This window comes from Streptomyces sp. NK15101, from assembly GCF_020400725.1.
Lineage (GTDB): Bacteria > Actinomycetota > Actinomycetes > Streptomycetales > Streptomycetaceae > Streptomyces.
In genome coordinates this window covers 46,493-61,181 of sequence record NZ_JAINVG010000022.1, presented here as the reverse complement: position 1 = coordinate 61,181, position 14,689 = coordinate 46,493, and the positions used below count along the sequence as shown (strand labels likewise).

General features: G+C 74.3%; 13 protein-coding genes. 11 read left to right on the top strand and 2 right to left on the bottom strand.

What is annotated here, in order from left to right:
* Positions 1 to 9: 9 nt before the first annotated feature.
* On the top strand, positions 10 to 1,416 hold the full coding sequence (locus K7G60_RS14765) for a HAMP domain-containing sensor histidine kinase (protein WP_225801350.1): 1,407 nt from the start codon (positions 10 to 12) through the stop codon (positions 1,414 to 1,416).
* 6 nt (positions 1,417 to 1,422) lie between these two features.
* On the opposite strand, the gene K7G60_RS14760 is transcribed toward K7G60_RS14765, so the two are convergent.
* Together K7G60_RS14760 and K7G60_RS14755 are read right to left on the bottom strand one after the other, a co-directional pair.
* A complete protein-coding gene (locus K7G60_RS14760; protein ID WP_225801349.1) occupies positions 1,423 to 2,421 on the bottom strand; it encodes a TAXI family TRAP transporter solute-binding subunit in 999 nt (332 codons plus the stop codon).
* An 853-nt stretch (positions 2,422 to 3,274) separates the two neighbouring features.
* Positions 3,275 to 4,909 carry a glutamate--tRNA ligase gene (locus tag K7G60_RS14755; RefSeq protein ID WP_225801348.1) on the bottom strand — a complete coding sequence of 545 codons (1,635 nt, stop codon included), beginning with the start codon at positions 4,907 to 4,909 and terminating at the stop codon, positions 3,275 to 3,277.
* Positions 4,910 to 5,105: 196 nt separating this feature from the next.
* On the opposite strand from K7G60_RS14755, the gene K7G60_RS14750 reads away from it, so the two are divergent.
* From K7G60_RS14750 to hemB, 10 genes are all read left to right on the top strand, one after another.
* On the top strand, positions 5,106 to 6,362 hold the full coding sequence (locus tag K7G60_RS14750) for an MFS transporter (RefSeq protein WP_225801347.1): 1,257 nt from the start codon (positions 5,106 to 5,108) through the stop codon (positions 6,360 to 6,362).
* Complete coding sequence (locus K7G60_RS14745; RefSeq protein WP_225801346.1) at positions 6,359 to 7,276, top strand: TIGR03619 family F420-dependent LLM class oxidoreductase; 918 nt, start codon at positions 6,359 to 6,361, stop codon at positions 7,274 to 7,276. The genes K7G60_RS14750 and K7G60_RS14745 overlap by 4 nt, the downstream gene beginning before the upstream one ends.
* Before the next feature lie 37 nt (positions 7,277 to 7,313).
* On the top strand, positions 7,314 to 8,246 hold the full coding sequence (locus K7G60_RS14740; protein WP_225801345.1) for a LysR family transcriptional regulator: 933 nt from the start codon (positions 7,314 to 7,316) through the stop codon (positions 8,244 to 8,246).
* Positions 8,247 to 8,400: 154 nt separating this feature from the next.
* Positions 8,401 to 9,330, top strand: coding sequence for a DMT family transporter (locus tag K7G60_RS14735; protein WP_225801344.1), 930 nt, complete (start codon positions 8,401 to 8,403; stop codon positions 9,328 to 9,330).
* 189 nt (positions 9,331 to 9,519) lie between these two features.
* The gene (locus K7G60_RS14730; RefSeq protein WP_225801343.1) at positions 9,520 to 10,110 is read left to right on the top strand and encodes a LuxR C-terminal-related transcriptional regulator; all 591 of its coding nucleotides are present in this window, start codon (positions 9,520 to 9,522) and stop codon (positions 10,108 to 10,110) included.
* A gap of 36 nt (positions 10,111 to 10,146) precedes the next feature.
* Positions 10,147 to 10,566, top strand: coding sequence for a hypothetical protein (locus K7G60_RS14725; protein ID WP_225801342.1), 420 nt, complete (start codon positions 10,147 to 10,149; stop codon positions 10,564 to 10,566).
* A 326-nt stretch (positions 10,567 to 10,892) separates the two neighbouring features.
* Positions 10,893 to 11,504 (top strand): arylmalonate decarboxylase, encoded by a 612-nt coding sequence (locus K7G60_RS14720; RefSeq protein ID WP_308081102.1) that lies wholly within the window; start codon positions 10,893 to 10,895, stop codon positions 11,502 to 11,504.
* On the top strand, positions 11,501 to 12,751 hold the full coding sequence (locus K7G60_RS14715; RefSeq protein ID WP_225801340.1) for an FAD-dependent oxidoreductase: 1,251 nt from the start codon (positions 11,501 to 11,503) through the stop codon (positions 12,749 to 12,751). The genes K7G60_RS14720 and K7G60_RS14715 overlap by 4 nt, the downstream gene beginning before the upstream one ends.
* A complete protein-coding gene (locus K7G60_RS14710; RefSeq protein WP_116158486.1) occupies positions 12,720 to 13,520 on the top strand; it encodes an aspartate/glutamate racemase family protein in 801 nt (266 codons plus the stop codon). The genes K7G60_RS14715 and K7G60_RS14710 overlap by 32 nt, the downstream gene beginning before the upstream one ends.
* Positions 13,521 to 13,665: 145 nt before the next feature.
* Positions 13,666 to 14,685 carry a porphobilinogen synthase gene (gene hemB, locus K7G60_RS14705; RefSeq protein ID WP_225801339.1) on the top strand — a complete coding sequence of 340 codons (1,020 nt, stop codon included), beginning with the start codon at positions 13,666 to 13,668 and terminating at the stop codon, positions 14,683 to 14,685.
* The last annotated feature ends 4 nt before the right edge of the window (positions 14,686 to 14,689 follow it).

Below are 14,689 nucleotides of genomic sequence, written 5' to 3'. Positions count from 1 at the left end.
GGCCCTGACGTGCGCACCCGACTCCTCCCGCTGCTCATCGTGCTGATGGCCGGCGTGCTGCTCGCCCTCGGCTTCCCGCTCGCCGCCAGCCTCGCCGCGTCCGAGCAGCAGCGGGTCGTCGTCGACCGGCTCGACGACGCCGCGCGCTTCGCCGCCCTCGCCCAGTTCGTCGGCGAGAGCAGCGCCGGCACCGACGAGCGGCGCGCCACCCTCGGCGGCGAACTCGCCAGCTACCACGACGTGTACGGCATCCGCGCCGGGATCTTCTACCGCGACAACCGCGCCATGGCCGCCGCCCCCGAGGACTGGGTCGTCCCGTACGAAGGGGAGGGCAGGCGCGCCTTCAACGAGGCGCTGCTCGGGCGCCGCAGCCATGACCCGCCCCAGGTCTGGCCCTGGCATCCGGACGCCCGGCTCACCATCGCCTCCCCCGTCGTCCGCGACGGTGACGTCGTCGCCGTCGTCGTCACCGACTCGCCCACCGGACAGCTCCGCTCCCGCATCCTGCGCGGCTGGCTGCTGATCTTCGCGGGCGAGGCCGCCGCGATGCTGCTCGCCGTCGGCGCCGCCTTCCGGCTCACCGGCTGGGTGCTGCGACCCGTCCGCGTCCTCGACGCCGTCACCCACGACATCGCCACCGGGCGGATGAACTCCCGCGTCGCCGCCACCGGCGGGCCGCCCGAACTGCGGCGCCTCGCCCGCTCGTTCAACGAGATGGCCGACAACGTCGAGGACGCGCTCGAACAGCAGCGGGCCTTCGTCGCCGACGCCTCCCACCAGCTGCGCAACCCGCTGGCCGCGCTGCTCCTGCGGATCGAGCTGCTCGCCCTGGAGCTCCCCGAGGGCAACGAGGAGATCGCCTCCGTGCGGACCGAGGGCAAGCGCCTCGCCCAGGTCCTCGACGACCTCCTCGACCTGGCGCTCGCCGAGCACGCGGCGGCCGAACTGCGGCTCACCGACGTCGGCGCGCTCACCGCCGAGCGGGTCGCGTCCTGGCGCCCGGTCGCCGAGGACAAGGGCGTCACGCTGACCGGGGAGTGCGGGGCGGTCACCGCCTGGGCGGACCCGGTGGCCCTCTCCAGCGCCCTCGACGCGGTGATCGACAACGCGCTGAAGTTCACCCCCGCCGGGGAGGAGGTCACGGTCACGGTCGTCCCCGACCCGTCGACCGTCGCCGTGGTCGTCGCCGACCGGGGGCCGGGCCTCACCGAGGAGGAGCTCGGCCGGGTCGGCGACCGCTTCTGGCGCTCGGGCCGGCACCAGAACGTCAAGGGCTCGGGCCTCGGCCTCTCCATCGCGCGCGTCCTGCTGGCGGCGGGCGGCGGAGGCGTGACCTTCGCCCCGAACGAACCGCACGGCCTGCGGGTGACGGTCACCGTCCCCCGGCGCGCGCCGGCGGAGGGGGACACGCTTTAGGCCCTGTCAGGGCTTCACCGAGCGGTAGTAGCGGCGGGCGCCGTCGTGGAGCGTCAGGGGCTCGGTGTAGACGGCGGTGCGCAGGTCCACCAGCTGGGCCGGGTGGACCTGGCGGCCGATCCCGTCCCGGCTCCTGATCACCGTACGCGTGAAGCCCTCGACCAGGTCCTCGTCGGCGTCCACCGTGGTGACCAGCAGGTTCGCCACCGCCAGGGTCTCGACCTCCAGCCCGTCCTGCGCCTTCGCGTACGCGTCCGCCGGGATCACCGCCGACCGGTAGTACCGGGTCGACTCGCCGACGTCGTGCAGCCGCTCTACCAGCCGCGCGTCCAGCGGGATCAGCCGGACCGGGAAGCGCTCGGACAGCTTCTGCACCGCATCGGTCGGCAGGCCGCCCGACCAGAAGAAGGCGTCGAGCTCGCCCCGCTCCAGGAGGCCCGGCATCGTGTCGATGCCCGCCGAGACCGGCCGGACGTCCCGGTCGGGGGTCAGGCCCGCGGCGGCCAGGGCCCGGTCGGCGATCAGGCGCACGCCGGATCCGGCCTGGCCCACCCCGACCCGGAGCCCGCGCAGGTCCTGGACCTTCTGGAGCGAGGAGCCCTTGCGCACGACGAGCTGCACGTAGTCGTCGTAGAGCCGTGCGCAGCCGCGCAGCCGCTCGAAACCGGGCCTGCGCTCGCGCTGGTACTGGGCCACCGCGTCGGCCGTCGCGACCGTGAAGTCGGCCTCGCCCGTGGCGACCCTGGCCAGGTTCTGCTGGGAGCCCTCGCTGTCCTTGAGGGTTATCGACACCTCGGGCAGGTCCTGCGCCAGGGCGTTCCTGAGGAGCTCCCCGTACTTCTGGTAGACGCCGGTGGGGACACCCGTGCTGAAGGTGACCGAGCCGCTCGGGGCGGGGGAGCCGAAGGGGACGAGCCACCACACCAGCACCCCGCACAGCGCGAGCAGCGCGGCCGAGACCGCCAGGGCACGGCGGCGGGCGGCACGGGAGAGCGAGGGGAGCATGCAGCGATCCTGCCAGCTCGCCGCCGTTTCTGGCCAGGCTCGGCGGTGCGGAGACCCGGACCGGGCCCGTGACGGGGCGCCCGTGCCGGAGGCCGGTGCGGGTGCGCGGGCCTGCGGGGCGTCGGCAGAGCCCGCCAGCGGACGAGGCCGGACTCGCCCGTCACCGTCGTCGCGACAGGGGGACGCCGCTGTCCGGCGGCAGCGCCGCGGTCGTGCCCGTGGGCGCCGTCGTGGAGCCGTCGCCGAGCCGGGCGACCGCGTCGGCGCCCGGCCGGTCACCGGGCCGTCGTCGAGCGCGGCCCCGAGCGCGGCCCCAGTGCGCTCCGCCGAAGTGGTGAGCGGGCCTGTCGGCGCGCGCCGCGCCGTGTGTCCTGCCGGGCCGCGGGGGTCCCGGCGGTTAGCGTCGACACGCTCGGTGATCTTGAAGGCAGTCCCCTGCCCGTCCCTGGCGTCCCCGTCCGAGCCCGGCAACCCCCTCCGCCCCGAAGGGATCCCCCATGCCCCCGTGACATCGCCGCGGCGCCGAGCGCTCCGCCCGCACCTTCGCCGCCGGCCCCAGACCGAGCCCCGAACGGGCGGAGGGCCGGCTCGTTCGCGAGAAGGACGGCCACCGGCCGCACGCCGTCGTCGACGGGCCCTCCCACGCCCTCCCGACCGTCCGCTCCGGCGCACCGGACCCGTGCCCGAGGCAGAGAAGCGGCACCGCGCCGCAGCCCGGCCCCCTCAGCACGACCCCGGCCGGGGCGGACGCGCCCGCGAGCTCCGGCGACAAGGGCCTCCCCGGGCCGCCGGCCGCGCCGGGCGTCCGCGCCCCGGCCCGGAGCCCGCGCCGGAGCAGCCGCCGTCCGCCGTCTCACCCCGCCACGGCGGTGAGGCGGCGCACCACCTCGTCCCGGCCCAGGGCGCGGGCCACGGCGAGGAGGTCCGGGCTGCGGGTGGCGCCCGTCAGCGCGACCCGGACCACGTTCGCGACCGTCCTCGGCGGCCCCGCCCAGCGGTCCGGGTCCCGGCGCCAGGAGGCGGTGTCCGGGGCGAAGCCGTGGCGCCCGGCGATCTCCCCGAGCCTCGCGAACCACTCGCCGGGGGAGACGGCGGCGAACCCGGCGGCGATCTCCCGCACCAGGTCCTCGGGAAGGCCGCCGTAGCGGTCGTCCCCGGGTGCCGGCACCGGGCCGAAGAGCTCCGCGAAGAAGAAGCCGTACCGGTCGCGGAAGCACGACCAGCGCTCCAGGTCCTTGCGGGCGGGCGCACCCTCCGGCCGGCCCGTGGCCACGGCGGCCAGGGCGAGGTCCTCGTGGCGGGCGAGCACGGAGGCGAGCTCCGGGTCGTACTCCCGCGCCCAGGCGAGCAGCTGCCCGTACAGCTCCCGGGGGGTGAGCGAGGCGATGAACTCGCGGCTCAGCGAGTGCAGCCTGGGCAGGTCGAGCAGCGGCCCCGAGGGGCGCATGCCGTCGAGCCGGACGTCGGCGGCGAGGGCCTCGGCGGTGGGCACGTCCATCAGCCGGACGTTGGCGAGACCCCGCAGATAGTGCTGGACCGCGGCGGGCGGATAGCCGGCGGACAGGTAGTAGTCCACCGACGCCTCGGGGTCCTTGCGCTTGCTGAGCTTGCGGCGCGAGGGCCCCTCCGCCTTCATGAGCGGGGCGAGGTGCGCGTACGAGGGCGGCTCGAAGCCGAGCGCCGTGTGCAGCTGCAGGTGGACCGGGGTCGAGGAGAGCCACTCCTCGCCGCGCACCACCAGCGTCACCCGCATCAGACGGTCGTCCACGACGTGTGCGAAGTGGTAGGTGGGAAGCGGTAGTTCCCCTTCGGAGGACTTCAGGAGGACGATGTCGTTGCCGTTGTCCTGCATGGTGACGGAGCCCCGGATGCGGTCCGAGAACCGGACCCGGCCGGGGAACTCGTACGGGCAGCGGAACCGCACCACGTACGGCTCGCCGGCCGCGAGCCGCCGCGCCGCCTCCTCCGGCGCCAGCGTCCGGCACGGCGCCCACCGCCCGTAATAGCCCAGCGGCGAGCGGCCCGCGCGCTGCTCCTCCGCGCTCCGGGCCAGCAGCTCCTTGCCGCAGAAGCAGGGGTAGGCGCGGTCGCGGCGCAGGAGCTCCCGCACATGGCTGAGGTAGACGTCCCGGCGCTCCGACTGGAGGTACGGCCCCCACGCCCCGTCCCCGGCGGCACCCCCCTCGTCCGGGGCGAGCCCGAAGGCGCCGAGCAGCCGGGAGAACTCCTCGGCGGCGCCCGCCACCTGCCGGGACCGGTCGGTGTCCTCGACGCGCAGCACGTGCACCCCGCCCGACTGGTGGGCGAGCGCCCGGGCCACGGCCGCCGTGTAGAGGCCGCCGATGTGCAGGTGTCCGGTGGGGCTCGGGGCGAAGCGCGTGACCTCGGCGCCGTCCGGCAGGGCGCGCGGCCCGAACCGCCGCTCCCAGTCGGCCGGTTCCGGGAGATCGGGCGGGAACATCGCGTTGATGACGGACAGGTCGAGCACGGTGGACTCCCTCCTGGAGAGCAGAGCCAGGGTTCCTGGAGAGATCCACCGTAGGCCGGTGACCGGCCGATCCGAGAGGAGCGGCGGCCGGAGGCTGCGGAACCCCGAACCCTCTTCGGCGCCGTGGGCTGCGGGAGGGACGCCCGGTCAGTAGCGTCCCGAGGACCGTTCCGTACGACGACCACAAGGGGGTGTGATGGGCGGCACGCGCGCGGTGGGCCTGCTCGCACTCGGCTCCTTCGCCATGGGGACCGACGCCTACGCGATGGCCGGACTGCTCCCGGACATGGGCGCCGACCTGGACGTCTCCGTCTCCCTGGCGGGCCAGTCCGTCACCGCCTTCACCCTCTGCTACGCACTGGCCGCGCCGCTCCTCTCGGCCGTCCTCGCCCGCTGGGGCACCCGCACGGTCCTCGTCCTCGCACTCGTCGTCTTCGTCCTCGCCAACACCGGGACGGCGCTCGCCGGTTCGTACGCCGCGCTCCTCGGCAGCCGTGCCCTCGCCGGAGCCGGAGCCGGCCTCTTCACCCCCGCGGCGGCCACCGCGGCCGTCGCGCTCGTCCCGCCCGAGCGGCGCGGGCGCGCCCTCGGCCTGGTCCTCGGCGGGATGAGCGCGGGCACCGTGCTCGGCGTGCCGCTCGGGCTGCTCGTCGCGGCCGGCTCCGGCTGGCGGGCCGCCCTGTGGCTGATCACCATCCTCGGCCTGGCCGCGCTGCTCGGCACCGCGACGGCGCTGCCGCCCGTGCGGGGAGCCGCCGCGCCCTCGCTGCGGGCCCGGATCGGCGCCCTCGCCCGGCCCCGGGTCGCCGTGGTCGTCGCCGTCACCTTCACCCAGACCGTGGCCAGCCTCGGGCTCTACACCTACCTCGAACCGGTGCTGCGCCGCGTCGCCGACGCGGACAGCGCGGTGCCGTACCTCTGGGTCTGGAGCCTCGGCGGGGTCTGCGGCAGCCTCCTCGCCGGAACCCTCGTCGACCGTGCGGGACGGCCCGCCCGCCTCGCCGTCGTGCTCCTCGGCGTCCTCGGCGCCGCCCTGGCGCTGCTGCCGTGGACCGGCGCCGTGCCCGGTCTCGTCCTGCTGCCCCTGCTCGTCTGGGGTGCGGTCGGCTGGGCCTTCGTCGTCCCGCAGCAGCACCGCCTGCTCGACGGGACGGCTTCCGGGGCCGCCGCCGTCGGCCTCAACAGCTCCGCCACCTACCTCGGCGGCGCCGTCGGCTCCGCGCTCGGCGGCCTCGCCCTCGCCCACGGACTCGACGCCGGCCGGCTTCCGTTCCTGGCCGCCGCGGCGGCGCTCGCGGGAGTCCTCTTCCACCTCGCGGTGGCCCGGCGCGTCACCGGCCCACTCCTCCAGGACCACGCCCACGGGACCGGACCGCACGTCCCGGACCACGCCCACGGGGCCGGAGCCGCGGACGCGACCGCGGACGGGGCCCCCGAAAGGAACGCCTCATGAAATTCGGCGTCAATCTGCCCAACTACGGCCCCGAAGCCACCCCCGACGCCCTCGCCGACTGGGCGCTGCGGGTCGAGGCGATGGGCTACCACTACGCCATGGTCTCCGACCACGTGGCGCTCACCCCGGACGTCCAGCACCTCTTCCCCGCCCCGTTCTACGACCCCTTCGCGACCCTCGCCTGGCTCGCCGGCGTCACCAGGACCGTGGGACTCGGCACGACGGTGACGATCCTCCCGTACCGGCATCCCGTGCACACCGCCCGCGTCGCCGCCAACATCGACCGGTTCAGCAACGGCCGGCTGGTGTTCGGCGCGGCGGCCGGCTGGGCCGCGCGGGAGTTCGCGGTCCTCGACGTCCCGTACCGCAGGCGCGGCGCCATCAGCGACGAGTACCTCGCCGCGATCAAGGCCTGCTGGGCCGACGAGGTCGCCTCCTTCGACGGCGCCCACGTCTCCTTCCGCGAGGTCCACACCGGGCCGCTGCCCGTGCAGCGACCCGGCCCGCCCGTCTGGGTCGGCGGCCACAGCTACGGAGCGCTGCGCCGGGCCGTCCGACTCGGCGACGCCTGGCACCCCACCTCCGTCTCCGGCGACTGGCTCCTCGGCGTGGGACTGCCCACGCTCCGCCAGGTCGCCGAGGAGCAGGAACTGCCGGTGCCCGGCCTCTGTCCCCGGATCAAGCTGCGGGTCACGTCCTGTCCGCTCGGCCCGGGCCGGCTGCTCGGCGAGGGCACCCGGGCGCAGATCGCCGACGACCTCGGACTCCTCCAGGACCTGGGCGCCCGGGCCGTCGTCCTCGACCCCACCTACCCGGGCGACCGGCGGGAACCGGGCCGCACGGCCCGGGACCTGGACGTCCTGGAGGCACTGGTCAAGGAGGTCATCGACGTGGACGCCGGCTGCGTACGATGACGAGACGCCGGCGGAGAGAGGGGGAGGGGTGCGGGACGTGGCCGATCTGGACCTGCGGAAGCTGCGCGTGCTCAGGGAGCTCAGCGAGCGCGGCACCGTCAGCGCCGCCGCCCAGGCCCTCCACCTCACCCCGCAGGCCGTCTCGCAGCAGATCAGCGCCCTGGGACGGGAGTTGGGCGTTCCGCTCACCGAACCGTCCGGGCGCCGGCTGCGCCTCACCGGCGCGGCGCGGATCGTGCTCCGGCACGCCGACGCCGTCTTCACCCAGGTCGAGCAGATGCGCGCGGAGCTCGCCGCGCACGGCAGCGGCGAGCGCGGCGAGGTCGCGGTGGCCGGTTTCTCCACCACCCTCTCGGCGCTGATCCTGCCCGCCGTGGCCCGGCTGCGGGAGAGCCGGCCGCTCCTGCGGACCTCGCTCGCCGAGGTCGACCCGCCGGAGAGCTTCTCCATGCTGCACCGCGGGGAGACGGACGTCGTCATCTCCGCGGACACCGCGCACCGCCCCGGAGCCGCGGGCGAGGACGGGCGCTTCGACGCGCGGTTCCACCGGGTCGCGCTCTGCGAGGACCCCTTCGACATCGCCCTGCCGGAGGGCCACCGGCTCCTCGGCAGCCCCCGGCTGCTCCTCGCCGACCTCGCCGAGGAGACCTGGATCTTCGCGACGACGGGCATGTGCCACGACATCGGCGTCGCCGCCTGCACCGCCGCCGGGTTCACCCCGCAGGCCTCCCACGCCATCGGCGACTGGGACGCCACGCTGGCGGCGGTGCGGCTCGGCCTCGGGGTCGCGCTCGTCCCGCGGATGGCCAAGCCGGCGCCGCGGCCCGAGGTGACGATCCGCGCGTTCAGCGAACAGGCCCCGTCCCGCACGGTCTTCGCGGCCGTACGTGAGGGCAGCCAGACCTCCCCGGAGATCGCCGCCGTCCTGGACGCGCTCCGCACGGTGGCCCGGGCCGCCGTCGCCGCCTGACCAGGCGGAACGCCATTCTCCACGGCTCGTGGAAGGTACCGTCCACGAGCCGTTGCTGGACCCGTCCGGCCGCCGCTGCGAGGCTCTTTCCCGTACCGCGGACCACTTCGCGCGCCCCTCCTCCGACTTCTCTCCTCCTGGATCGGGAACACCCATGTCCAAAGCCACGTACACGCGGCTGGCCGCGCTGAGCCTCATCTGGGGCTCCGTCTTCCTGTGGATCAAGATCGCCGGATACGGCTTCTCGCCCGTGCAGATGGTGCTGATCCGGCTCGCCCTCGGCGCCGTCGTCATCCTCGCCATCGGGTACGCGAAGGGGCTCCGGCTGCCCAAGGAGCCCGCCACCTGGGGGCACCTGACGGTCGCCGCGCTCCTCGGCAACGCCGTCCCCTGGACCCTCTACGCCGAGGGCGAGATCGCCGGCTCCAGCAGCGTCGCCGCCGTGGTCAACGGCAGCGCGCCGATCTGGACCCTTGCGGCCGCCCTGCTCCTCGGCCAGGAGAAGCGGGTCTCCGGGTTCAAGGCGGGCGGTGTGCTGCTCGGCCTCGGAGGCACCGCGCTCATCGCCTCGCCCTGGAACGCGGCCTCGGCGGGCACCGGTTGGAGCATCCTCTGCTTCGTCCTCGGCTCGGTCAGCTTCGGCGCCAGCTTCGCGTACATGGGCAAGTTCCTCGTGGGCAGGGGCATTCCGCCGCTGATGCTGGCGGGCGGGCAGCTCGGCGCGGCGACCGTGCTGCTCCTCGCCGCCTTCCCGTTCCTCGGCCTCCAGACCGTGACCTGGCGCGCCGACTCGGTGATCTCGGTCCTCGTCCTCGGCGTGGTCTGCACCGGCTTCGCCGCGCTGCTCAACTTCGAGCTGATCATCAAGGACGGGCCCACGGTGGCCTCCACCGTCACCTATCTGATGACCGCGGTGGCCGTGGTGCTCGGTGCCGTCGTGCTGCGCGAACCGCTCGGCTGGACCGTGTGGCTCGGCGCGGTGGCGGTGCTCGCCGCCACCGGCCTCCTGCGGCGCAAGCCGAAGCCGGCGGCCGAACCGGCTCCCGGGGCCGCACCCGTACCGGCGCCGGCGGCGGCCGACTAGCCGGGCACCGTCGAAATTCGGCACCGCAAGGCGATACCCGGCCGTTCTCGGCGGCCGGGTGGGCGTCATTCTCCCGGAACCCAGACCGGCCGGAATCCCAGGAAAGACCGGGCCGTCGTCCGCAACATTGTGTTCATTCAATGGGCGGGCGGTGGATGGTAGCGTCGCAAGTGGAAACATCCGGCCTTTATGGGGGAGTCGCACGTGGCTTTTGTGGTCGAACTCGTTTTCCGTGCCGATGAGACGGACCGGCTGAGTTTCGGAGAGGCTCACCGGGCCTACTGGAAAAGAATGGCCGAGCGCGGCATCCTGCTCGGCGGCGGTCCCTGGCGGGACGGCACCGGGGAGTTCCTGGTCTGCGAGGCCCCCGACCGCCGCACGCTCTTACGGGTGCTGTACGCCGACCCGTACGCGCAGGCGCAGGTCATCGGCGAGCTGCGGGTCCGGGAATGGAACGCCGTCATGGGCCACGTGGTGCTGGCCGGCCTCGAACGGTCCACCGGAGGCGCCGGGACCCACGAGCGAATACGCGGGGGCGTGCCGGCACCCGTCGCGCCGCTCGCCCCGCCGAGCGCCCGTGAGGAGCTGACCGCCCACGAGCGGCGCATCGCCACGATGATGCTCGACGGCCTGACCAACAAGCAGATCGCCGAGTCCTTCACGGTCTCCACCCGGGCCGTGGAGCTGCACATCACCCGGATCTACCGGAAGCTCGACATCCGCAGGCGCGCCCAACTGGCCGCTGCCATCGACCGGTTCGAAGCCGCGCTGGCCTGCTGATCCGTCCGTCCCACCAGCAGACGAAAGGGAGTCACCATGCCGCTGGTCGAGATAACCGTTCCCGAGGGCACCCTCACCGAGGCCGCCGCGGAGGTCCTGCAGCGGCAGGTCGCCGACTCCGTGCTGACGGCCATGGAGCTGCCCCGCACCGAATTCTTCGCCGCCGCCACCTGGGTGTACGTCCGCGAGGCCGCCAAGGGGCTGGCGACCACCGGCGCCGGCCGGCCGCCGGGCGTCCTGGTCGTCGTCACGCCCCTGGAGGGCTTCCTCACCCCCGAGCGGAACGAGGCGCTGTCCGTCGAGGTCACCCGGCACGTGCACGGGGCGACGGGACCCGACACCGTCGTCTGGCTCGTCGTGAACGAGATCCCGGAGGGGAACTGGGCCGTGAACGGCGGACTGACCCGCCGCGCGAAGATCGACGAACTCGTCGCCGAGGCGGCCCGGGCGAGCTGAATTCCGTATTCCTGTCGGCGGCGCCGCACCGTATTCACGGTGCGGCGCCGTTCGCATTTCCGGCGCCCGTGAAGGGGTGCGGATTCCCGTATCGATGTGCGGGCCGCCCCGCCCGTACGGTGATGTCAATGGCACCGGCGGATGGGAGAGACTCGTTCATGGCTCTGCAATCGGCGCCGCGGCTCGGTGTGGTGGTTCCGTCCGGAAACGCCGCCGCCGAACCCGAGATCGGCAGCCTCGTAAGCCCAGAATTCAATGTCCACACCTCGCGATTCCCGGTACTTCCCGGAAAGGACCTGCGCGGCCGGCTCGAGAAGTACAACGACGTGCTCCCCGAAGTCCTGCGGAATTTCGGCGGACTGCGTCTCGACGCGGCCGTCGTCTCCTGCACCGGCTCGCACTACCTCCTCACCCCGGAAGGCGACCGCGCCCTCTGCGCGGAACTCTCCGAGCGCGCCGGAGCACCCGTACGGTCCGCGGCCCTGGCCATCCTCGACACCGCGCGGGCCGTGGGCGCCGAGCGGCTCGTGCTCGTCTCGCCGTACGAGCCCTGGCTCACCGAACTCTCGCACGCCTACTGGGAGTCGGCCGGGCTCACGGTCGACCGGATCGTCAAGATCCGGGCCGGCGCGCGCTTCTCGCCGTACGACGTGACCACCGACGAACTCGTCGCCCAGGTCCGGGAGGCCGAACTCCCCGACGACGCGACCCTGTTGTTCACCGGCACCGGCATGTTCACCTTCGACGCGCTCGCCGAGCTCGGCCGGGACAGCGGGCGCACCCTGCTCACCTCCAACCTGGCGAGCGCCTGGTGGGCCCGCGACACCCTCGGCCTCCCGGCCGACGGTCCCGACGCCCACCCGCTGCTGCGCCGGCTGGCCGAGAAGACCGGCAGCCGTGCCGCTGCCCCCGGGACCGCCGCCGTGGCCGTGCCGTGAGCGGCCGCGGAGCGCCCCGGCGGCCCGTCGCCGTCGTCGGCGCCGGGCCGGTGGGACTGACCGCCGCGCTCGTCCTGGCCCGCGCCGGGATCCCGGTGACCGTCCTGGAGGCCGGCAGCGGACTGGCCACCGAGTCCCGCGCCTCCACCTTCCACCCCGCCACCCTCGACCTCCTCGACGAGCTCGGCGTCGCGGACGCCCTGCGCGTGCAGGGGCGCACCGTCGACCGCGTCCAGTGGCGCGACCTGGACGGCGGCGTGCACGCCGAGCTGGACTACGCCCTGCTCGCCGGCCACACCCGCCACCCCTACCGGCTCCACGTCGAACAGGCCCGGCTCACCCCCCTGCTGCTCGACGCGCTGACCGCCACCGGCCTCGCCGACGTACGGTTCGGTGCCACCGTCACCGGAGCCGGCGAGACCGGCGACGGGGTGCGGCTGCGCACCGAGGACGCGGCGGGGCGGGCCACCGACAGCCGCCACCCGTACGTCCTGGCGGCCGACGGCAGCCGGAGCCGGCTGCGCGAGCTCGTCGGGCTGCCCGGCACGGCCGTGGAGTACCCCGACTACGCGCTGCGCGTGGTCACCGCCTCCCCGCTCGACGAACTGGTCCCCGGGCTCGCCCCGCTGACCTACGTCCGTGACCCGCGGGCCTCGTTCAGCGCGCTCGGGATGCCCGACCACTGGCGGCTCATCTTCCGCGTCCGGCGCGGCACGCCCCGCGACGAGGTGCTCGCGCCGGAGGCCGTGCGGGCCCGGGTCGAGCGGGCCCTGCCGGGCGCCGCCGGACGGGCCGTACGGATCGACGAGGCGCACACCTACCGGCTCGCCCGGTTCCTGCTGCCGCGCTACCGGGCCGGCCGGGTGCTGTTCGCCGGGGACGCGGCCCACCTCACGTCCACCGCCGGCGGCCTGAACATGAACTGCGGGATCCACGACGCCGTGGACACCGGCCGGGCCCTGGCCGCGGTCCTGCACGAGGGCACCGGGGACGAGGCACCCCTCGACACGGCCCTCGGCCACCGACGCTCCGTCGTCGAGACGGCCGTCATCCCGCGCAGCGAGGCCCGCACGGCCGGCCTGGAGAGCCCGGCCGAACTCCGCGCCCGGATCGCCGACCTGAGGAACACCGCGGCGGATCCCCGCGCCGCCACCGACTACCTGCTCAAGGCATCACTTCTCGACGTCGCACCACGACCCCTGAAAGGTGACGCACATGCGGATCTGGTTTCACAAGCACACCGTTGAGGGACGCCTGCCGCTGCTCGACCAGTGGTACCGCGAGCACCTCGACGCGATCGCCGCGCCCGGCACCACCGTCGACATCAAGACCCTGCCGGCCGACACGTACCCCGACCGCACCCCCTTCGGCCTCGTCGGCCACCACTCCGCCCAGGTGCTCTTCAGCCGGCACTTCTCCGAGTCCGCGCTGGTCGCGGAGCGGGAGGGCTACGACGCCTGGGTGATCGCCGCCGGCCAGGACCCCGGCCTGCGCGACGCCCGCCACCTCGCCTCCATCCCGACCCTCGGCTACGGCGAGACGGCCTTCTTCCTCTCGGCGCTCACCGGCCAGCGCTTCGGCGTCCTCGGCTTCATGCCGCCGCTGGAGGAGCCCATCAGGGCCAACATCCGCCAGTACCGCCTGGAGTCCTCGCTCAGCTCGTACGAGGTCGTGCCCGGCGGCTGGGACTCCGTGCACCGCTCCCTGGAGGGCGACTTCGACGAGTTCGTCGAGGTGTACTCGGCGGCCGCCGAGCGCGCCGCCCGGGCCGGCGCCGAGGTCATCATCCCCGCCGAGGGCATCCCCAACGAGATCCTCTGGCACCTCGGCATCCACGAGCTCCACGGCCTGCCCGTGATCGATCCCGCGGGCCTCGCCGTGAAGCTCGCGGAGACCCTCGTCCAGCTGGGCGAGCTGAAGCTCTTCCAGCGCAGCGGCCACGGCTACTGGTTCAGCCGTCCCGACGAGCCCGTCAGCAAGCACCTGGAGCAGGTCTTCCTGGGCTCGGCGCTCTAGGAGATGCCGTGTCCTCGGGAGACGCCGTGCCCTGGAGAGACGCCGTGTCCGGCGCCCCGCGCGCCCCGCGCGCCGGGCACCCCGCCCCGCGCCCGTACCCCCACCGTCATGCACCGCACGCCACGCCTTCGAGGGAGTCACGCCCATGACGTACGACGCCTACGGCCGCAACACCGCGGCCACCGACCCCACCGCCCCCTACTACCGCCCGCGCCGTCTCCGCCGCACCCCCGCGCTGCGCCGCTTCGCCGCCGAGACCCGCGTCGGCCCCGCCAACCTCGTCCAGCCCCTCTTCCTCCGCGAGGGCCTCACCGAGCCGCGTGAGATCCCCTCCATGCCGGGCGTCTTCCAGCACACCCGCGACTCCCTCCGCAAGGCCGCCGCCGAGGCCGTCGCCAACGGGGTCGGCGGACTGATCCTCTTCGGCATCCCCGAGCACAAGGACCCCACCGGCACCGGCGCCGTCGACCCGGACGGCATCCTCCAGGTCGCCCTGCGCGACGTCGTCGCCGAGGTCGGCGACTCCACCGTCGTCATCGGCGACATCAACCTCGACGAGTACACCGACCACGGCCACACCGGCGTCCTCGACGCGAACGGCGACGTCGACAACGACGCCAGCATCGAGCTGTACGCGCGGGCCGCCGTCGTCCAGGCCGACGCCGGCGCCCAGATCGTCGCCCCCAGCGGCATGATGGACGGCCAGGTCCGCCGCATCCGCGAGGCCCTCGACCAGGCCGGACACCAGTCCGTCGCCATCCTCGGCTACTCCGCCAAGTACGCCTCGCACTTCTACGGCCCCTTCCGCGACGCCGTCGAGTCCACCCTGCGCGGCGACCGCAAGGGCTACCAGCAGTACCCCGGCAACATCCGCGAATCCCTCCTGGAGGTCTCGCTCGACGTCGCCGAGGGCGCCGACCTCGTGATGGTCAAGCCCGCCCTCGCCTACCTCGACATCGTCCGGCTCATCGCCGACCACGTGCAGGTGCCCGTCTCCGCCTACCAGGTCTCCGGCGAGTACTCCATGGTCGAGGCGGCCGCGGCCAAGGGCTGGATCGACCGCGACCAGGTCGTCCGGGAGAGCCTCGCCTCCATCCACCGCGCCGGCGCCACCCAGATCATCACCTACTGGGCCTCCGAGTTCGCCCAGAGCCTGGACCGGTGACCCG